General features: G+C 64.3%; 18 protein-coding genes. 8 read left to right on the top strand and 10 right to left on the bottom strand.

All coding sequences use genetic code 11. The features are described from left to right. The first annotated feature begins 1 nt into the window (after window position 1). The 6 genes from tsaE (at window position 2) to JG739_RS01740 (ending at window position 9,714) form a co-directional block, all read left to right on the top strand. Window positions 2-1,513 (top strand): tRNA (adenosine(37)-N6)-threonylcarbamoyltransferase complex ATPase subunit type 1 TsaE, encoded by a 1,512-nt coding sequence (gene tsaE / locus JG739_RS01765; protein WP_202364979.1) that lies wholly within the window; start codon window positions 2-4, stop codon window positions 1,511-1,513. After that, the gene (locus JG739_RS01760) at window positions 1,510-2,280 is read left to right on the top strand and encodes a nucleotidyltransferase family protein (RefSeq protein ID WP_244749665.1); all 771 of its coding nucleotides are present in this window, start codon (window positions 1,510-1,512) and stop codon (window positions 2,278-2,280) included. Before tsaE ends, JG739_RS01760 begins: the two co-directional genes overlap by 4 nt. Beyond that, window positions 2,277-5,399, top strand: a complete 3,123-nt coding sequence (addB, locus tag JG739_RS01755; RefSeq protein ID WP_202364978.1) for a double-strand break repair protein AddB — start codon at window positions 2,277-2,279, stop codon at window positions 5,397-5,399. The genes JG739_RS01760 and addB overlap by 4 nt, the downstream gene beginning before the upstream one ends. Continuing rightward, window positions 5,396-8,908 (top strand): double-strand break repair helicase AddA, encoded by a 3,513-nt coding sequence (gene addA, locus JG739_RS01750; protein WP_202364977.1) that lies wholly within the window; start codon window positions 5,396-5,398, stop codon window positions 8,906-8,908. The genes addB and addA overlap by 4 nt, the downstream gene beginning before the upstream one ends. A gap of 74 nt (window positions 8,909-8,982) precedes the next feature. Beyond that, window positions 8,983-9,306 carry a thioredoxin gene (trxA, locus tag JG739_RS01745; RefSeq protein ID WP_027152031.1) on the top strand — a complete coding sequence of 108 codons (324 nt, stop codon included), beginning with the start codon at window positions 8,983-8,985 and terminating at the stop codon, window positions 9,304-9,306. Between the two features lie 126 nt (window positions 9,307-9,432). Continuing rightward, window positions 9,433-9,714, top strand: a complete 282-nt coding sequence (locus JG739_RS01740; protein WP_202364976.1) for a cupin domain-containing protein — start codon at window positions 9,433-9,435, stop codon at window positions 9,712-9,714. Between the two features lie 38 nt (window positions 9,715-9,752). Here the strand turns inward: JG739_RS01740 and JG739_RS01735 are convergent, their stop codons facing one another. From JG739_RS01735 to JG739_RS01710, 6 genes are all read right to left on the bottom strand, one after another. Beyond that, entirely contained in the window at window positions 9,753-10,172 is a 420-nt protein-coding gene (locus JG739_RS01735; protein WP_202364975.1) for a VOC family protein, read from the bottom strand. A gap of 56 nt (window positions 10,173-10,228) precedes the next feature. After that, window positions 10,229-11,554 carry a bifunctional folylpolyglutamate synthase/dihydrofolate synthase gene (locus JG739_RS01730; RefSeq protein ID WP_202364974.1) on the bottom strand — a complete coding sequence of 442 codons (1,326 nt, stop codon included), beginning with the start codon at window positions 11,552-11,554 and terminating at the stop codon, window positions 10,229-10,231. A gap of 121 nt (window positions 11,555-11,675) precedes the next feature. Further along, a complete protein-coding gene (accD, locus tag JG739_RS01725) occupies window positions 11,676-12,602 on the bottom strand; it encodes an acetyl-CoA carboxylase, carboxyltransferase subunit beta (RefSeq protein ID WP_202364973.1) in 927 nt (308 codons plus the stop codon). A 36-nt stretch (window positions 12,603-12,638) separates the two neighbouring features. Then, entirely contained in the window at window positions 12,639-13,478 is an 840-nt protein-coding gene (gene trpA / locus JG739_RS01720; protein ID WP_202364972.1) for a tryptophan synthase subunit alpha, read from the bottom strand. A gap of 2 nt (window positions 13,479-13,480) precedes the next feature. Beyond that, entirely contained in the window at window positions 13,481-14,731 is a 1,251-nt protein-coding gene (gene trpB, locus JG739_RS01715; RefSeq protein WP_202364971.1) for a tryptophan synthase subunit beta, read from the bottom strand. 33 nt (window positions 14,732-14,764) lie between these two features. Then, window positions 14,765-15,424 carry a phosphoribosylanthranilate isomerase gene (locus JG739_RS01710; RefSeq protein ID WP_202364970.1) on the bottom strand — a complete coding sequence of 220 codons (660 nt, stop codon included), beginning with the start codon at window positions 15,422-15,424 and terminating at the stop codon, window positions 14,765-14,767. Between the two features lie 108 nt (window positions 15,425-15,532). Here JG739_RS01710 and JG739_RS01705 point away from each other — a divergent pair, with 108 nt between their 5' ends. Continuing rightward, complete coding sequence (locus tag JG739_RS01705) at window positions 15,533-15,751, top strand: hypothetical protein (protein WP_202364969.1); 219 nt, start codon at window positions 15,533-15,535, stop codon at window positions 15,749-15,751. A 70-nt stretch (window positions 15,752-15,821) separates the two neighbouring features. Here JG739_RS01705 and JG739_RS01700 read toward each other — a convergent pair whose 3' ends face one another. The 4 genes from JG739_RS01700 to JG739_RS01685 all read right to left on the bottom strand — a co-directional run bounded on the left by JG739_RS01700 (window position 15,822) and on the right by JG739_RS01685 (window position 19,191). Further along, the gene (locus JG739_RS01700) at window positions 15,822-16,580 is read right to left on the bottom strand and encodes a M48 family metallopeptidase (protein WP_202364968.1); all 759 of its coding nucleotides are present in this window, start codon (window positions 16,578-16,580) and stop codon (window positions 15,822-15,824) included. Window positions 16,581-16,680: 100 nt separating this feature from the next. Next, a complete protein-coding gene (locus tag JG739_RS01695; protein WP_202364967.1) occupies window positions 16,681-17,151 on the bottom strand; it encodes a DUF2852 domain-containing protein in 471 nt (156 codons plus the stop codon). A gap of 117 nt (window positions 17,152-17,268) precedes the next feature. After that, complete coding sequence (locus JG739_RS01690) at window positions 17,269-18,411, bottom strand: benzoate/H(+) symporter BenE family transporter (RefSeq protein WP_202364966.1); 1,143 nt, start codon at window positions 18,409-18,411, stop codon at window positions 17,269-17,271. Between the two features lie 3 nt (window positions 18,412-18,414). Beyond that, window positions 18,415-19,191, bottom strand: coding sequence for an alpha/beta hydrolase (locus JG739_RS01685; protein WP_202364965.1), 777 nt, complete (start codon window positions 19,189-19,191; stop codon window positions 18,415-18,417). Between the two features lie 224 nt (window positions 19,192-19,415). Here JG739_RS01685 and infC point away from each other — a divergent pair, with 224 nt between their 5' ends. Then, on the top strand, window positions 19,416-19,952 hold the full coding sequence (gene infC / locus JG739_RS01680) for a translation initiation factor IF-3 (RefSeq protein WP_077374810.1): 537 nt from the start codon (window positions 19,416-19,418) through the stop codon (window positions 19,950-19,952). The last annotated feature ends 85 nt before the right edge of the window (window positions 19,953-20,037 follow it).

Here is a 20,037-nt window from a genome sequence, read left to right as displayed (position 1 = left end):
GATGGCAGGCATGGTGCTGGAGCGCTTTCTCGCCGACGAGGCTGCGACCGCAAGGCTGGGCGAGGATCTGGCCATGTCGCTGCGCCCCGGCGACGTGCTGGCTCTCAGAGGCGATCTCGGCGCCGGCAAGTCGAGTTTGGCGCGGGCGCTGATAAGGGCAATGACCGACGATGCCGGTCTCGACGTGCCGAGCCCGACCTTCACGCTGGTCCAGAGCTATGAGGCGCGCGTCCCAATCCATCATTTCGACCTCTATCGCCTGTCCGCGGCGTCCGAACTGGACGAGCTCGGTTTCGACGAGGCGCTGGCGCAAGGCGCTGCCCTGGTCGAATGGCCGGAGCGGGCAGAGGCCTTTTTGCCAAAGACTTCGGTGCTGATCGAACTCGTCCATCTAGACGACGGACGCCTGGCGAGATTGTCGGGACAAGGCGCTGCCTTCGAGCGCGCGGCGCGCTCGCTGGCCTTGCGCGATTTTCTGGAAAGAGCCGGCTGGGGTGAAGCGCAGAGACGCTATTTTACCGGCGACGCCTCGGCCCGCTCCTATGAGGTCGTCTCGCTGGCCGGCCTGCCGCCGCGCGTGTTGATGAACTCGCCGCGGCTGGTGCTCGGGCCGCCGGTCCGCGATGGCAAGCCCTATGCGGTGATCGCCCACACCGCACAATCCGTCGCTGCCTTCGTTGCCATCGATCGGGCATTGCGGGCCGGCGGTGTCAGCGCGCCGGAAATCCACGCACAGGACCTGGATCAGGGCTTTCTTCTCATGGAGCATCTCGGCTCGGAGGGATTTCTCGGCCAGCACGGTCAGCCGCTGGCGGAACGTTACGCGGCGGCGGCCGAACTGCTTGCCATGATGCACGGCAAGACGTGGCCCGATCGCATCGAGGCCGCGCCCGGCGCCTTTCACGACGTGCCGCCTTTCGACCGCGACGCCATGATGATCGAAGCCGAATTGCTGCTCGACTGGTATGTGCCAGCGATCACAGGGAGCCCGGCAAGCGATGCCTTGCGCACCGGCTATAGCAAGGAATGGAACGCGGCCCTCGACCGGCTGGAAGGACGCGAATACACGCTCATGCTGCGCGACTTTCATTCGCCCAACATCATCTGGCGCGGCGAGCGTTCCGGTCACGATCGCCTCGGCATCGTCGATTTCCAGGACGCGCTGATCGGCCCTTCCGCCTATGATCTCGCCTCGCTCGCCATGGATGCGCGCGTCACGCTTTCGCCTGAGATCGAGCGGCGGACGCTCGACGCCTACATCGCTGCGCGCCATAAGGCCGGCGCTTTTGACGAAGACGAATTCGTCGAGACCTATGCGATCATGGCGGCGCAGCGCAATTCGAAGATCCTTGGCATTTTCGTCCGGCTCGAAAAGCGGGACAGCAAGCCCTATTATCTGAAACACCTGCCGCGCATTCGCGATTATCTCCGGCGGGCGCTGGCGCATTCGGCACTGGCCGGCCTGCGGGATTTCTATACAGCCCACGGGCTGCTGGACGAGCGGCCGCTGTGACGACACGCCCCAAAACCGCAATGGTGCTTGCCGCCGGGCTGGGAAAGCGCATGCGGCCAATCACCGACACAATGCCGAAACCACTGGTCAGGATATCCGGCAAGACGTTGCTCGACTGGAGCCTGGACAGCCTGGCTCGTGCCGGCGTCGACAAGGTCATCGTCAACGTCCATTACTTTCCCGAGCAGATCGTCGCCCACGTCGCCGCGCGCCGCGCGCCGCGGGTCGTTATTTCCGACGAAAGCGAAACACTGCTCGATTCCGCCGGCGGTATCGTCCATGCCTTGCCGGAACTGGGAGGGGCTCCCTTTTACATCGTCAACGCCGACACTTTCTGGATCGACAGCGGCGTGCCCAACCTTGCCCGTCTCGCCCTTGCGTGGGACGCGGCGAAAATGGATATTCTGCTGATGCTCGCGGATCCCCAGTCAGCAACCGGACACAGCGGCGGCACGGATTTCCTGATGGCGCCGGACGGCGCTTTGCGGCGTTCGAAAGGCGACCCGAAAGGCCTGATCTATGCCGGCGCGGCGATAGTCCACCCCAGGCTTTTCAAGAATGCGCCGGCCGGGCCGCATTCGCTCAACGCCTATTTCGATGCGGCCATCGCTGCCGGTCGCCTGTTCGGCATGCCGATGCACGGCCGCTGGATCACCGTCGGCACGCCCGACGCCATTCCGCTTGCGGAAGCGGCCGTCGCTGCTGCTCTTGCTGCGTCGCCCGGCGCTCTTGCCGAGTTGACCAGCTCCTTCACCGAGTTCAAATGAGCGGCTCCCGCCGCGTTTTCTCGATCCCGCCCGGAGCGCCATTTCTGCCGACGCTGGCCGAGGCCTTACTGTCAGGGCGGCTCGTTCCTGGTTTCCGCTTCGACGGCGACCCGCTGGCGCTGGCCGACGTCACCATTTACGTGCCGACCCGCCGCGCCGCGCGTGCGCTGCGCGGCGTCTTAGTCGACCGTCTGGGTGGCCGCGCGGCGATACTGCCGGTCATCCGCCCGCTCGGCGAGTTCGACGAGGACGAAGCCGTGTTCGAGGCCGACGCATCGGCCGCCATCGAGCTCGCGCCGCCGATCGCCGCAATCGAGCGCCTGCTGCTGCTGGCGCCGCTGGTGCGCGCCTGGAAACGCCGCCTGCCGGCGCATGTCGCGGCACTTTTCGACGAGGAGATCGTCGTGCCGGCGTCGGCCGCCGATGCCATTTGGCTGGCGCGCGACCTTGCCCGGCTGATGGACGAGATCGAGACGGAAGGCACGGACTGGACCAGGCTTGCCGATCTGGTGACCGGCAACCTCGCCGGCTGGTGGCAAGTGACGCTCGACTTCCTCAGCATCGTCACCGAAAACTGGCCGAATCTCCTCGAGGAACGCAATCGCTCCAACCCGGCCGCGCATCGCAATGCGCTGATAAGGCTGGAAGCGGCGCGGCTGAAGCGCAATCCGCCGACCGGACCGGTGATCGCCGCCGGCTCCACCGGCTCCATTCCCGCCACCGCCGAATTGCTTGCGGTGATCGCCGGCCTGCCCAGCGGCGCGGTCGTGCTGCCCGGCCTCGACCTGATGCTGGATGAGCCGTCATTCCAGGCAATCGCGGTGCCTGGCGCACGGCCGGCCTTGCTTGGCCACCCGCAATACGGCCTGACAAATCTGATCGGCAAGATCGGTGTGCTGCGCGGCGATGTCGAGGAGATCGCCGTTGCCGAAAGGCCGCTCGCGCTGCGCGCCGCACTTGTCGGCGAGGCGCTGCGGCCGGCGGAAACCACCGAGCTGTGGGTCGAGACGCGCGCCCGCTTTACATCAGGCGATATCACCGAGGCCTTCGCCGATGTGACGCTACTCGAAGCCGCCGGCGAGCGCGACGAAGCAGTGGCGATCGCCATCGCGCTCAAACGCGCAGTCGAACAGTCCGGCCAACGCGCCGCGCTCGTCACCGGTGACCGCGCCCTGGCGCGGCGCGTTTCGGTCGAGCTGTTGCGGTTTGGTGTCGTCGCCGACGATTCGGGCGGCACACCGCTCATCAACACGCCAGCCGCCGGCCTGCTCAGACTGGCGCTTCAGGCGGCGTTCCGCCCCGGCGATCCCGTGGCCCTGCTGTCGCTGCTCAAGCACCCGCTGCTTGGCCTCGGTCTGGAACGCACAAGCGTCCGTCACGCGGCGGAGATCGTCGAACTGGTGGCGCTGCGCGGCGGCACCGGCCGCCCTGACATCGCATTGCTGCCGGACCTCTTCGAGGCCCGCCTCACCGGTGTGGGCAACAGCACCCGGCCGCCGTTCTGGTTTTCCCGCCTGACCGTGCGAAACATCGAGGGCGCCCGCGAATTGCTCGTCCGCGTTGCCGCCGCGCTGGCCCCGCTGATTGCCTTTCGCAGTCAAGCCGAAGCCGATTTTGCCGAATTGACCCGGGCCAGCGTCGTCGCGCTCGAAGGTCTCGGCCGCGCCGCGGATGGCAGTCTGAGCGAACTCTATGCCGGCGACGCCGGTGAAAAGCTCGCCGAGCTCTTGCGCGGGCTGGTCGCTGCCTCGGCGTCGTTCTCCTTCGCGGCCGACGAATGGCCCGAAATCATGGAGGCGCTGATCGCACCCGAGACGGTCAAGCCGGCACAAGGCACCGACAGGAACATCGCCATCTGGGGTGCTCTGGAAGCGCGGTTGCAGAACGTCGACACGCTGGTCGTCGGCGGTCTCAACGAAGGCGTGTGGCCGCGCAAGCCGGAAAGCGACCGCTTCATGTCCCGGCTGATGAAGACCGGCATCGACCTCGAGCCGCCCGAACGGCGGATCGGCCTGGCCGCCCATGATTTCCAGATGGCGATGGGGGCGAAGAAAGTGGTGCTGGCGCGCTCCGCCCGCTCCGGCGACGCGCCGGCGGTGCCGTCGCGCTGGCTGCAGCGCCTCCTGACCTTCATCGGCAAGGACCATGCGGCGGTGCTTCGCCGGCGTGGTGATGAATTCCTGTCCTGGGCCCGTGCGCTCGATGCCGGCGAAAGAAGAGACTTCGCGCCGCGGCCGCAGCCGAAGCCGCCGCTGGCTGTGCGGCCGCAACATTTCTCGGTCACCGAGATCGAGACGCTGCGCCGCGACCCTTACGCGATCTATGCCAGAAGAATCCTCCGCCTGATGCCGCTCGACCCGGTCATCCGCGACCCGGGCGCTGCCGAACGCGGCACGCTGTTTCACGCCATCCTGCATCTTTTTTCGCGGACCGTGGCCGATCCGCTTGTGCCGGAGGCGCTGGACGGCCTCATTGCCGCCGGCCGCGCATGCTTTGCCGAGGCGGCCCTTCCCCCCGATGTCGAGGCGGTGTGGTGGCCGCGCTTCGAAAAGCTCGCCGCCGGCATCATCGAATGGGAGCGCGGCCGCGCCTTCGCCGTGACAATGCGGCATGCCGAGGAGCACGCCGAGAAAACCGGCGTCGGCCAGTCCGGCGTGACGCTGTCCGGCTATGCTGATCGTGTCGATCTCCTGGCCGGCGGCATGGCCGACATCCTGGATTACAAGACCGGCTCCTCGCCGTCGAAGGCGCAGGCCCATACGCTGCTTTCGCCGCAACTGGCGCTCGAGGGTGCGCTGCTCAGGCGCGGCGCCTTCAAGGGGCTTGGCGCGCGCGAGCCGTCGCAGCTGGCCTTCATCAGGCTGAAGCCGAATGGCGAGGTGTTCGAGGAATCCATCCTCGAATACAACCGCAAGCCGCGAACGGCCGCAGACCTCGCCGAGGAGGCCTGGGCGCGGCTCGAAAAACTGCTGATCCACTATGCCAACCCGACGACCGGCTATTTGTCGCGCGCGTTGCCGTTCCGCGAGGGCGAGACCGACGGTGACTACGACCATCTCGCCCGCGTGCTCGAATGGTCCGCCGGTGGCGACGGCGACGACGAGGGAGGGGAGGCGTGAAGAAGGCCTATCCTATCCCGACCGACACCGCCGTCAGCCAGGCAAGCGCGTCTGACCCGCAGAATTCCGCCTGGGTGTCGGCCAATGCCGGATCGGGCAAAACCCATGTGCTGGCCCAGCGCGTCATCCGGCTTTTGCTGCGCGGCACCGATCCATCGAAGATCCTGTGCCTGACCTACACCCGCGCCGCCGCCGCCAACATGTCGAACCGGGTGTTTTCGACGCTGTCGGAATGGACAGCGCTTGGCGACGTCGAACTGGCGACAAGGATAGAGGCGCTGGACGGCCGCCAGCCCGATCGCGAAGCCATGCGCCGCGCCCGCCGGCTGTTCGCCGAGGCGCTGGAGACGCCCGGCGGGCTGAAGATCCAGACCATCCATGCCTTCTGCGAATCGGTGCTGCACCAGTTCCCGCTGGAGGCCAACATACCGGCCCATTTCGAAATGCTCGATCCACAGATGGAGGCGTCGCTCTTCGCCGCCGCCCGCCGCGACATGATCTCGGGCACGGCCGCCGGCAATGCGGGGCTGACTGATGCTTTCGCCACCATTCTGGAGCGCGGCGGCGAGCATGGGCTTGACGCTTTGCTGGCCGAGACCGTGCGCAAGCGCGACGGTCTGCGTGCCTTCATAAGCTCGGCTGGCGGCGATGGTTTCCGGGCGCTGTTCGACGAGTTCAGGTTTCGCGCCGGCCAGACCGCCGAAGGCCTGGCCGCCTCCGTCTGGCCGCTGCCGGGCTTCCTGCCGGACTATCTCATCACCTTTGCCCGCGCTGCTGAAGCCGCCGACGCCCGTCTCGTGCTGAACAATTTGCTGCCCTACGCCCATCTTGCCTTCGCCGAGAATGATCCGGTTCGCCGGCTGCATCTGCTGGCAAAAGCCTTCCTGCGAGCCGATGGCGAGCCTTATGAGCCGGCAAAGACGTTCAAGAAGGCCTTGCTCGACCGGCTGCCGGATCTTGCCGAGCGCTATCAGGTCGCGGTCGATGCCATCCTCGAAATCTCCGATCGATTGGCCTTGTTCAGGATGCTGGAGGGCACACGTGCGGCGCTGACCATCGCGGACTGGCTGATCGCTCGCTACGAGCACCTGAAGCGCGCCCGCGGCTTTCTCGATTTCAACGACCTCATCACTCGAACGGTCAATCTTCTGGCGCGGCCCGACGCCGGCCCCTGGGTGCAATACAAGCTCGACCAGGGTATTGATCACATCCTGCTCGACGAGGCGCAGGACACCAGTCCCGACCAGTGGGAGGTGGTGAAGCGGCTGGCGGAAGAGTTCTTTGCCGGGCTCGGCGCGCGTGACATGGTTCACCGCACGGTGTTTGCCGTCGGCGACGAAAAACAGTCAATCTATTCCTTTCAAGGAGCAGCGCCCGACTCCTTCGCCGACTCAAGGCTGCTGTTTGCCGGAAAGGTGCGCGACGCCAACGCCGCTTTCGCCGACCTCAAGCTGACCTGGTCGTTCCGCTCGACCGAGGACGTGCTTGCGGCGGTCGACCGTGTCTTTGCCGACCCAGTCGTGCGACGTGGCATCAGCCACGATCCCGACCCGCTGACCCACAAGGCGATCCGCAGCGATGCGCCGGGCTATGTCGAGGTCTGGCCGTCGATCGGCGCCGAAATCGTCGACGAGCCCGACGATTGGACGCAAGCCGTCGACCACGCCCATGCGCCGGCGGTGCGTGTTGCCGAAAACGTGGCGGCAACAATTGCCGGCTGGATCGGCACCGGCGAGGTCATCGAAGGCCGCGGCAAGAAACTTCGGCCCGGCGATATCCTGGTGCTGGTGCGCAAGCGCGATCGTTTCGTCCATGCGCTGACACGCGCGCTGAAGCGCCGCGACATACCGGTCGCCGGCGCCGACCGGCTCAGCCTGCCCGGCCATATCGCGGTAAAGGACCTGATCGCGCTCGGCCACTTTCTTGTCCAGCCCGAAGACGATCTGTCGCTTGCCGCCGTGCTGCGCAGTCCGATTTTCGATGTTGCGGAAGAGATGCTTTTCGCGCTTGCCGGCGAGCGACAACCCGGCCTCTCGTTGATCGCATCGCTCAGGCAGCGTGCCGGCGAAAGCGCTGCCTTGGCCGCAATCGCTGCCCAGCTCGACACATGGTCTGTCGAAGCCGCATTCAAGCCGGTGTTCGAATTCTATGCCGGAGCTCTCGCGCGGGACGGCTTGCGCGAGAAGATGATCGCGCGGCTCGGGCCGGAAGCCGGCGACATCCTCGACGAATTCCTGAGCTTCTGCCTGGCCGAGGAGCGGACCGGCCTGCCGGGGCTGGAATCCTTCCTGTCGACGCTGGAAAATGCCGGCCCCGAGATCAAGCGCGAAATGGACCAGACCCGCGACGAGGTTCGCGTCATGACCGTGCATGCCGCCAAGGGCCTGGAGGCGCCTGTCGTGTTTCTGGTCGATGGCGGTTCCGCCCCGTTCAGCGATCAGCATCTGCCGCGACTGATGCCGTTCGATGGCTCGGGCGACCATTGGGACGGCAAGGGTTACCTCTGGCGCTCGGCCAGCGATGTCGCCAATGGATTTTCGCGGGCCGCTTCGGTCCGCGCCCGCGAATTGGCCGACGACGAATACCGTCGGCTGCTCTATGTCGGCATGACCCGCGCCGAGGACCGGCTGATCGTTTGCGGCTATCACGGCAAGCGGGCGCCGAATACCGGGACCTGGCATTCGATCGTCAGCCGCGCGCTGGTCGGCGCTCCCGAAAGTATCGAGCGGCAGCACCCCGCCACCGGCGAAACCGTGCATCGCTTTCACGTGACGAAATTGCCGCCGGTCGCGCAAGTGGCCACCGAAGAGGCGCGGCAGGCGCAACAGTTCGAGCCGTTGCCAAAGACCCTGTTCCAGCCCTTGCCGCCGTTCGAGGACCTGCCGCGGCCGCTGTCGCCGTCCGGCGCCTCGGCGCTGATCGACGAGGCCAAGCAGGCTGTGATCGACACCGGTTCGCCGGTGCTGGACGCTGAGAAGGAGCCCGGCTTTGCGGTGATGCGGGGGCTGGCGCTGCACAAATTGCTGCAGATGCTGCCCGGCATTGCCGAGGCTGAACGCCGCGATGCCGCGGAACGCTACCTGAAGCGCGCCGGCGCGCAATGGCCTGAAGCCGAACGCGACAAGGCCTTGGCCTCGGTGGCGGCGATCCTTGCCGACAGCCGCTTCGATCAGCTGTTTGCGCCGAATTCACGCGCTGAGGTCGCGGTCATGGGCAGCCTGGAGGTGAAGGGCAAGCTGCGCTCGATCTCCGGCAAGATCGACCGGCTGGCGGCCACATCAGGCAGGGTGTCGATCGTCGACTACAAGACCAACCGGCCGGCGCCTGCGACCCTGTCGGACGTTCCACCGGCCTATGTCCTGCAGCTCGCGCTCTATCGCGCGCTGCTCCAGCCGCTTTATCCCGGGCATGAGATCTCGGCGGCGCTGCTGTTCACTGAAGCGCCACGCTTGATCGAGCTGCCGCCGGCGGCGATGGACGACGCCCTTGCCCGACTCACGGGAGCGTGACACAACAGCTGCTTGAAGAACGGCGCGATCACCACCACTTTTGGTGCGACAATAACTCTCGAAAGGATGTTCGCATGGCCACCGTCAAGGTCGACAAGAGCAATTTCCAGACCGATGTGCTTGACGCCAAGGAGCCGGTCGTCGTCGATTTCTGGGCGGAATGGTGCGGCCCTTGCAAGATGATCGCGCCGGCGCTGGAAGACATCGCCATCGAACTCGGCAGCAAGGTCAAGATCGCCAAGCTCAACATCGACGAGAATCCCGAGCTGGCCGCGCAGTTCGGCGTGCGCTCGATCCCGACGCTGATGATCTTCAAGGGCGGCGAAATGGCCGACATGAAGGTCGGCGCCGCGCCGAAGACGGCGCTGTCGCACTGGATCAACGGCAATCTCGCCTGATCCGGCGGAAATCCGCAGACAAGCCCGGCATCGCGCCGGGCTTTTTGTTGGCGTCACCGATCTGCCGATCTGGCACTCGCCACTTGCCGGCCCATGTTCTTGTTTGGCTTAAAGCAGGAGAACGACATGACCGGATCCGCCAGGGCCACCGTCTTCATCGACAATGAGCGTGTCATCGTCACCGAATATCGCTTCGCCCCGGGCGACAACACCGGCTGGCACCGTCATGGCCATGATTATGTCATCGTGCCGCTGATGGACGGCACGCTCAAGCTCCTGACCAAGGACGGCGAATCCTTCGCCGAAATGAAGAAGGGGGTGCCCTATTTCCGCAAGGAGGGCGTCGAGCATGACGTCATCAATGCCAATGAGGGCGAGTATGCCTTCATCGAGATCGAGCTGAAGTAGTCCACCGAGGCCGTCTCCGCCGTAGGCGTGAGGCGCGATCACCAATCCGCGATACGATCGCCTCCGACGAACTGCGCACTTTTCTCAGTGTATTCAAACAGTTCTATCTTCACGTCGTTAGGATCGCGAATCCACGCCTGGTAGGTATCATCGCACGCGTGCTTCTTTGACGTGACGTCAACACCTTTCGCTCTTACGTGGGCGATCGCGGCGTCAATGTCTTCCACTTCGAGGCAGAAGTGGTTGATCTGGTTCAAGTCGCTATAGCTGGCCCCGTCTTTCTGGAACACCTCGACGTGGCTGCGGCTGCCGCAATTGAGGTAGAAACCGAAAATCTTGCCGTCGCGCAGGAAGTTGAACTGGGTGTCCATTCCGAGGACGTCCCGATAGAAGCTTCGCGTCACTTCGAGATCATCCGCGAAGATGCAAACGTGAGCGAGCTGCTTTACCTTGATCATGACTGGCTCCTGGTGATTTGGCGAAGTCCGTCATCATGGCCTGGTGAACCAGCGCCTCAAACCGGCGGCGTGCCGTTTTCGGCCAGGACCGCGCCGGCCAGATAGAGCGAGCCGCTGATCAGGATGCGCGGCGGCGGTCCGTCCCAGGTGTCGCGCAGCAGCATCAGCGCATTGGCGACGGAACTCACCGGTTCGGCCGACAGGCCGGCTTCGACGGCGCGGACCGCCAGTTCGTCATTCGGCACGCTGGCCTCGCTGAGGCTCACCGGTACCGTGTAGACATGCCGCGCCAAACCCTTGAAGGCGCGAAAATAACCGCTCTGGTCCTTGGTGTTGATCATGCCGCAAATCAGGAACAGCGGCCGAGGGTTCTTTTCCTCCTGCTCGGCCAGCGCTTCGGCGACGACCACGCCGGCGCCCGGATTGTGGCCGCCGTCCAGCCAGATGTCGGCGCCCTTCGGCGCCAGTTCCGTCAGCCTGCCTTGCGGCAATTTCTGCATCCGCCCCGGCCAGGTGACGTTGGCCATCGCCTTGTCGGCTACGCGATGGCTGATCTCGAAGCCTGCCGCCTTGACCGCCGCAATCGCCGCCGCCGCATTGGCGAACTGGTGGCGCCCGGGCAGCCGCGGTGGCGACAGGTCCATCAGCCCGTCTTCGTCCTGATAGACCATCCGGCCGTTTTCCTCGAAGGCGAGGAAATCCTGGCCATAGACGAAGGCGGGACAATCGAGCCGCTCGGCGGTATCGACAAGAACCTGAAGCGCCGTCTCGCTCTCTTGCGCGGCGATGACCACCGGGCAACCGCTCTTGATGATGCCGGCCTTTTCGGCTGCGATCAGTTCGACACGGTCGCCGAGAAAGGATTCGTGGTCGAGCGAGACCGGCATGATCACCGACACTGCCGGTTCTTTGATGACATTGGTGGCATCAAAGCGGCCGCCAAGGCCGACCTCGATGATGACGGCATCTGCCGGATGTTCGGAAAACAGCAGGAAGGTGACGGCGGTGAGAATCTCGAAGACGGTGATCTTCTGGCCTTCATTGGCCTTGGCGACGCGGGCGATGGCTTCGGCGAAGACCTCGTCCTCGACCAGCCTGCCGCCGCCGTCGGCGGCCAGCCGATAGCGCTCATGCCAGTTCACCAGATGTGGCGATGTGTGGACATGGACGCGGTGGCCGGCAGCTTCGAGGAGCGCCCGCGAAAACGCGGCGCAGGAGCCCTTGCCGTTGGTGCCGGCGATGTGGATGACCGGCGGCAGATGGTCCTGCGGATTGCCAAGCCGCTCCAGCAGCCGCGAAATGCGGTCGAGCGAAAGATCGAAGCCCTTCGGATGAAGCGACATCAGGCTTTCGATTTCGCGGTTGGCGGCAAGCGTGTTCATGGCAGAATCCTAGCGCATGACCCCGAAAATCGAAAATTCGCAAAGGAATCATGCGTGAAATCAAGATGCTACAGCGCCACGGATGGCGCGCAATTCGCGGTTCGCGACGACGGATGTCGCGTCAGGCTTGCGGGCGCGCTTCCGCCGGGAGCGCCAACGGCGGCAGGATTTCCGGTTCCAGCGGCTTTTCCTCTTCCGGCAGCTTGAGCAGCATTTTCAGGAGTCTGGCGATGGTCTGGCGCATCTCCAGCCGCGACACCACCATGTCGACCATGCCGTGCTCCATCAGATACTCGGCCCGCTGAAAGCCGTCGGGCAGCTTTTCCCTGATCGTCTGCTCGATGACGCGCGGCCCGGCAAAGCCGATCAGCGCGCCAGGCTCGGCGATGTGCACGTCGCCCAGCATGGCGTAGGAGGCAGTGACGCCGCCGGTGGTCGGGTTGGTCAGAACGACGATATAGGGAAGACCGGCTTCCTTCAGCCGATCGACGCCGACCGTGGTTCTCGGCAATTGCATGAGCGACAGGATGCCTTCCTGCATGCGGGCGCCGCCGGAGGCCGCGAACAGGATCAGCGGCCGCTTGCGTTGCACTGCGACCTCGAAGCCACGAACGATGGCGTCGCCGGCGGCCATGCCGAGCGAGCCGCCCATGAAGGCGAAGTCCTGTACGGTCACCACCACCGGCAGGCCTTCGACGGTGCCCAGCGCATTGATGATCGCGTCCTCCAGCCCGGTCTTGGCCTTGGCGTCCTTCAGCCGGTCGGTGTAGCGCTTCTCGTCACGGAATTTCAGCGGATCCTGCACCACCTTGGGGTTTTCGAGCATCTCGTACTTGCCGTCGTCGAAGAAGAATCTCAGCCGCTCCTTGGCCGAGATCTTCATATGATGGCCGGAGGACGGGATGACGAACTGGTTCTGCTCCAGATCCTTGTGGAAGACCATCTCGCCGGTCTCCGGATCCTTGATCCAGAGATTTTCAGGCATGTCGGTGCGCCGGCCGAGCATCGAATTGATCTTCGGTCGAACGTAGTTGGTGATCCAGTTCATCGCTTCGGCTCCTGTCCTGACGAAGAGGTAGGACTGCTATTCGGCGGCAGCAAGGCGGGCAGCGCGCACGCCTTGCGAAAGCCCGCTGACCAGCGTGGCGACCGCCTCGGCCGGGTCGGCGGTCTTTTCACCCTTCGGCCCCAGAACATTGGCGACCGCATTGACGATCGCAGTGCCGACGACGACGCCGTCGGCCGACGCTCCGATGATGCGCGCCTGCTCGGCGGTCTTGACGCCGAAGCCGACGCAGACCGGCAGGTCGGTATGGCCCTTGATGCGCCCGACCGCCGCCGCCACCTTGCCGGTGTCGGCAAGTGCTGAGCCGGTGATACCGGTCATCGACACGTAATAGACGAAGCCGGAGGTGTTCTGCAGCACCTTGGGCAGGCGCTTGTCGTCGGTGGTCGGCGTCGCCAGCCGGATGAAATTGATGCCGGCCCTCAGCGCCGGAATGCACAGCTCCTCATCCATTTCCGGCGGCAGGTCGACGACGATCAGCCCGTCTATGCCGCTGGCCAGCGCGTCGCTGAGGAAGCGGTCGACGCCGTGGATGTAGATCGGATTGTAGTAGCCCATCAAAACGATCGGGGTTTCATTGTCGCCAGCGCGGAATTCCGACGCCATCTGCAGCGTCTTGACCAGCGTCTGGCCGCCTTTCAGCGCGCGCAGGCCGGCCGCCTGGATCGCCGGGCCGTCGGCCATCGGATCGGAAAACGGCATGCCCATTTCGATGATGTCGGCGCCTGCCTTGGGTAGCGCCTTCATGATCGACAAAGCGGTGTCGTAGTCCGGGTCGCCGCTCATGAAATAGGTGACGAGTGCCGGGCGGCCCTCGGCCTTCAGCTTGGCCATGCGACGGTCGATGCGGGTGGTCATGATCAGATCTCCATGCCCAGCATATTGGCCACCGTATGCACGTCCTTGTCGCCGCGACCGGACAGGTTGACGATGACGATCTGGTCCTTGTCCATGGCCGGCACGATTTTCACCGCATGCGCGATAGCATGGGCAGATTCGAGCGCCGGAATGATGCCTTCGACGCGTGTCGTCAACTGGAACGCCTCCAGCGCCTCGTCGTCGAGAATAGGCACATAGTCGACGCGGCCACTGTCGCGCAGCCAGGAATGCTCCGGCCCGACGCCGGGATAGTCGAGGCCGGCCGAGATCGAATGCCCGTCCATGATCTGCCCGTCGGCATTCTGCAGGAGATAGGTGCGGTTGCCGTGCAGCACGCCGGGCGCGCCGGCGTTCATCGAGGCGCAATGCTCGATGCCGTCGAGGCCGCGGCCACCGGCCTCGATGCCGATGATCTTTACGCTGCGGTCGTCGAGGAACGGGTGAAAAAGGCCGATGGCGTTGGAGCCGCCGCCGACGGCGGCGATGATCGTGTCCGGCAGCCGGCCTTCCTGCTCGAGGATCTGGGCGCGCGCCTCGATGCCGATCACCGACTGGAAGTCGCGCACCAGCTCCGGATAGGGGTGCGGGCCGGCGGCCGTGCCGATCAGGTAATAGGTATCCTCGACATTGGTCACCCAATCCCGAAGAGCTTCGTTCATGGCGTCCTTCAACGTGCCGTGGCCGGCGGTCACCGGCCGCACCTCGGCGCCGAGCAGCTTCATGCGGAAGACGTTCGGGCTTTGCCGGGCGACGTCGGTGGCGCCCATATAGACGACGCAGGGAAAGCCGAAACGCGCCGCCACGGTGGCCGACGCCACGCCGTGCTGGCCGGCGCCGGTCTCGGCGATGATGCGCTTCTTGCCCATGCGCTTGGCCAGCAGGATCTGGCCGAGGCAGTTGTTGATCTTGTGCGAGCCGGTGTGGTTCAAATCCTCGCGCTTGAAATAGACCTTCGCGCCGCCCCCGAGGCCCTTGGCCGAGGAAATTTCGCGAAGATGCCTGGTCAGGCCTTCGGCGAAATAAAGCTTCGACGGCCGCCCGGCATAGTGGGTCGAAAGGTCAGTCAGTTCGGCCTTGAAATCCGGATCGTCCTTGACCTCGTTCCAGTGCCGCTCGAGGTCGAGGATCAGCGGCATCAGTGTTTCGGCAACGAAACGACCGCCGAAGATGCCGAACATGCCCTGCTCGTCGGGTCCGGTGCGGAAGGAATTGGGTATCGCCGGCTTGTTCATCGCCGATCTCCTAGCTTGTGGTTTGAAGCACGGTCAGGCGGCGCGGCTGTCGCGCGCTGCCTTGACGGCCCGGAAAAACTGTTCGATCAGCGCCGGATCCTTGACACCCGGCGCGCTTTCCACGCCTGAGGAAACGTCTAATCCGGGCGGGTTGGCAAGCCGAAAGGCATCGCCGATATTGGCGGCGTTGAGCCCACCGGAAAGCATGTAATCGACGCCTGCGTCAAGGCCGGCCAGAACGCGCCAGTCGAAAGCAATGCCGTTGCCGCCCGGCAGCTCCGAACCCTTCGGCGGCTTGGCGTCGAACAGGAAACGGTCGGCAATGCCGACGAAGGGTCTTGTCAGCTCCAGATCGGCAACCTCGCTGACCGGCAGCGCCTTCATCACCGGCAGGCCATAGCGGGCCTTGATCTCGGCGACCCGCTCGGGCGTTTCCGAACCATGCAGCTGCAGCATGTCAGGCAGCATTTTTTCGACGATTTCGTCCAGCAACGCGTCGCCGGCGTCGACGGTAACCGCAACCGCCCTGGCCTTGCCAGTCGCCGCTTCGCGCAAGCGGCCGGCTTCCGCCGGCTCGACATAGCGCGGGCTTTTGGCAAAGAAAATGAAGCCGACATGGCTGGCGCCGCCGGCCAATGCCGCGGCCAACGCCTTGTCGGTTTTCAATCCGCATATCTTGATGTCGAGCGCCATGGCGCGGGGATTGGCACGAAACGGCAAAAGAGTCGAGAAAAAGCATCCTGTTTGCCGGCGTTGGGAATAGCCCTAGTTTCTATGGATGGATGAAGGCGGGAGCAAACCATGACGGACAAGACGGTTGCAGAACTCAGGCAGAAGGTCGCGCAAGCCCGCGAGGTCATCGCTCATCTGATGGATAAGGCCGCCTTTAACGGCGCCGAGGCACACCGCGCGCTCGACTATTTCAGCAACGACGCATTCAAGAAGGACTTCCTGCCATGGCCGCGCCAAACCGACGAAGGCTTGCGGCCGGAGGAGTTGAACGCGGCGAATGACGATTGAGTGAATAGTGAAATAGTGAAATAGTGAAATAGTGAAATAGTGGACGGTGGTGCTCTCACTACTCACTATCTTACTCGAACATGATCGCTTGCAGCGCGCCGCCATTGCGCTTGAGCCAGTCCTTGCAGCGCTCGGTGTCGGGGCAGAGTTGCTCGCACAGTTTCCAGAATTTCGGGCCGTGGTTCATCTCCTTGAGATGTGCCACCTCATGCGCGACGAGGTAGTTTATGACCGGTCGCGGCGCCATCAGGATGCGCCAGGAGAACGACAGGTTGCCGTCCGACGTGCATGAGCCCCAGCGGCTCGACGTATCCTTGAAGCGGATTGCCTTGGCGCGCTTGCCGACCGCCCCGGTATGCTTGACCACCAGCGCCTCGATCTCACGCTTGGCTTCGCGCTTGAGGAAATCGGCGATGCGGCGCGGCAGGTGCACGCGATCGCCATGCACGATCATCAGCGGACCGCGCTCGTCGCGCGACAGCGTGACCGTCCCGCGTTTCGAAGGCTCATGAACGATGCGATGCGGCACGCCGCGCACCGGTATCTTGATGCCGGGCCGCACCTGCGGCCGGTTGGGCACCTTGGCCAGCCGCTGCTCCAGCCAGTCCTGATGGCGGTCAAGGAATTTTTCCACCTCGCCTCGCCGCAGGCCCGGTGGCACGGTGATGCGCAGGCCCCGGCCGCCGGAATCGATGCGCAGCGTCAATCGCCGCGCCCGGTCGCTCTCGACGATCTTGAGCGGCAGCGTGCGGCCGGCAACACAATGCTCCCGCTCCACGACGGGGGCGGGCCTGGGTTTGGTCAGGTTGCGGAAGAAGCCGAATGACATGGCCGGGACGATACGTGATTCGAGGAAAACGAATAGAACAAAAAAGAAACGGCGCCGCTGACGCGACGCCGTTTTGATTATCTATGTCACGGCAAGCGCCTTACTCGTCAAGCAGGCCTGGCGTGGAATTGCTACCTCCAGTTGTGTGACCGCCGGTTGTGGGCGACGTCGACTTGTTGCGGTTCGCCATGAAGCGGTCGAACTCTTCCTGGTCCTTGGCGCGACGCAATTCCCTGGCGTATTCGTCGAACTCGCTCAGCATCTCGTCGAGCTTGCGGCGCTCTTCATTGAGCCGCTCGAGTTCTTTTTCGCGCCAGTCGTCGAAAGCGACGTTGCCAGTGCGGGCGGAGCCGTGGCCCCAGCGCGCCGCTTTGTCGGAACCGCGGCGGCAGCCGGCGAAGATGCCGTCGGTCGCGCGGTTGACGTCGCGCTTGAAGCCGTCAAGCCGGTCGCCCCAGATGATGTAGGCGAGCATGGCGAGGCCGAGCGGCCAGAACACCATGAAGCCGATCACCATCAGAGCGATGGTCGCCGGCGTCCAGGCCGGACGGATCAATGCAGATGTGTTCATTTTCTCCCAATCCTTCAGTTGGAGACAGCCAATCCCGGCTGCGTGGAATCGAAATGGGATGAGAAAAACGGCGATTCAAGACAGTGTCGGCCAAAACCGGACAAGCGTTTGAAATGATTATCGCTTTTTGAGCGTTTCGAGGAAAAGTACGACCAGGCCAGCAATCAGCCCCCAGAACGCCGCACCGACGCCGAACAGCGTCAGCCCCGAAGCGGTGACGGCAAAGGTGACGGTAGCGGCCATGCGTTCGCCGTCTTCCTTCAAGGCGATCGACAGCGCGTTGGCGAGCGGCGCCATCAGCGCCAGTCCGGCGACCAGCACGATCAGGCTTTGCGGCAGCACGGCAAAGATCGCCACCAGCGAGGCGCCGAAAATGGCGAAGACGAGATAGGCAAGCGCGTAGAAGGGACCGGTCTTCCAGCGCTCGCCCGGATCGGGATGCACGTCGGGGCCGGTGCAGATCGCCGCCGAGATCGCCGCCAGATTGGTGGTCGAGGCCCCGAATGGCGCCGACATCAGCGAAAGCAGACCGGTGACGCCGATCAGCGGGCCGGGTTCCGGGTGGTAGCCCGCCGCCCTCAGCACGGCGAGGCCGGACAGGTTCTGCGACGCCATAGTGACGAGATAAAGCGGTAGCGCCAGGCCGACGATCGCCGTGACGGTGAACTGCGGCGCAATCAGCGTCAATGTCGAAAGTTCCGGGGTCGGCAGACCACCGACCCGGCCGGTTAGGAAGGCGGCAGCGCCGCCGCCGATCAGCACCGCCAGCACCGAGAGCGCCGGATTGAACAGGCGGATGACAAAGAAGGCGGCGATCAGCGGCAGGATCAGCCACGGGTCGACGGGAATGGCCTTCACCGCATTGATGGCGAAGGTGACGACGATGCCGGCGAGCATGCCCGACGCGACCGAGGCCGGTATCCTGGCGATCAGCTTGGTCAAGGGCCTGAACAGGCCGGTGGCAATCAGCAAAGTCCCGGTGACGATGAAGGCGCCGACGGCCTCGTTGATCGAAAAGCCGCTCGATGCCGCGATCAGCGCCACCCCCGGCGTCGACCATGCGGCGATGACCGGCATCCTGGTGCGCCACGACAGCCACAGGCTCTCGATCGCCATGGCGAGGCAGATCGCGGTCACCCAACTTGCGGTTTCGACCTGCGTCGCGCCGACCGCCTTGGCGGCGGCGATGACGATGGCCAACGTGCCGCCGAAGCCGACGATCGCTGCGACGAAGGCGGATACCGGAATGGAAATGCGCATGTCCTAGCCTGCCTGCCGCACCATGGCGTCGACCGCCCGCACCAGCATGTCGAGGTCCTGAAGCCGCGACAGGCGGTGGTCGCCGTCGGGGATCAGCGACAGCGTAACGTCGTCGGCCGGCAGCAGGCCGACCAGTTTCAGCGCATGGCTCGGCGGCACGTCGGCATCGGCCAGCCCCTGCAATATGTGGACCGGGCAGTGGGTGTCGATCGGGCCGGTCAGCACCCGGTTGTTGCGACCGTCCTCGATCAGCGCTCGGGTGTAGATGTAAGGCTCGGCCGAATACTCCGACGGCTCCTCGAAAAAGCCTTTTTTGGCAAGATCGCGCTTCTGCGCTTTGGTCAGCGCCGGCTCGACCAACTCGGCGGTGAAATCCGGCGCCGGCGCCAGAAGCACCAGCCCGGCGATGCGGTTCTCGCCTGGGTTGTGCAATTCCTGGCGCAATTCCTGGACCATGCGCAGCGCGATCCATGCGCCCATCGAGGAGCCGACCAGGATTTGCCTGCCTTGGGTGAAATGGCGGAAGACGGCGAGGCTTTGCGAAAGCCAGTTCGAGACCGTGCCGTCGGCAAAGGCGCCGCCTGATTCGCCATGACCGGAATAGTCGTGGCGCAGGAAAGCCCGGCCTTGCCCGCTCGCCCATTCCGCCAGCTTCTCGGCCTTGGTGCCCAGCATGTCCGACTTGTAGCCGCCGAGCCAGACAATGCCTGGCGCGGCACCCGCAGCGCACCTGACAGCGATGCTGGTTCCGTCGACGTCGAGAAAAACCGGTGCGGTCATGGCTCACTCCTCACACAGGTCTTTTGACACAGCGGACGGTTCAACGAAAAGTGCTCGGCAACTTTCTTCGTTTGGTGCAGGCAGAAGTCGCAGGCAGAAGTCAGGGAACAGGTGATTTCCTGTGAGCGCTGTGCTATTGACTCCGGCCGCGCGCTAACCACATTGGCGCGTTCGCAATTCTAAATTGAAAACCCCGAACGAAACGGCTCAAGGAGACCACGACCATTCGCAGACCTTTCAAAGCAACGGCGCCCACCAAGGAGGGCCCGCGCTCCAACCGTGACATCCGGGTTCCCCGGGTCCAGCTTATCGACGCCGAAGGCCACAACCACGGCGATGTCTCCATCAACGACGCATTGCTGCTCGCCGAAGAGGCTGGGCTCGATCTGGTCGAGATATCGCCCAACGCAGTGCCGCCCGTCGTAAAAATTCTCGATCTCGGCAAGCTGAAATACGCCAACCAGAAGAAGGCGGCCGAGGCGCGCAAGAACCAGAAGGTCATCGAGATCAAAGAGATCAAGATGCGCCCGAACATCGACAGCCATGACTATGAGACCAAGATGAAAGCGGTCCGGCGGTTTTTCGAGGAAGGTGACAAGGTCAAGCTGACATTGCGCTTTCGCGGCCGCGAGATGGCGCATATGGAACTCGGCATGCAGCTTCTGAACAAGGTTCGCGAGGAAGTTGCACCCATCGCCAAAGTCGAAGCTGAACCGAAGCTCGAAGGCCGCCAGATGATGATGGTGCTGGCGCCCCGCTAAAGCGATTCCGCTAAAGCGGTCCCGTCAAAGCAAAGGCCGCTTCGGCGGCCTTTTGTTTGTTTTGTCTTCGCCATGATTTCTCCGC

This window comes from Mesorhizobium sp. L-2-11 (genome assembly GCF_016756595.1).
Taxonomy (GTDB): Bacteria; Pseudomonadota; Alphaproteobacteria; order Rhizobiales; family Rhizobiaceae; genus Mesorhizobium.
Note: the sequence above shows the minus strand (reverse complement) of the source record. Positions and strands in the feature narration are given on the sequence as shown.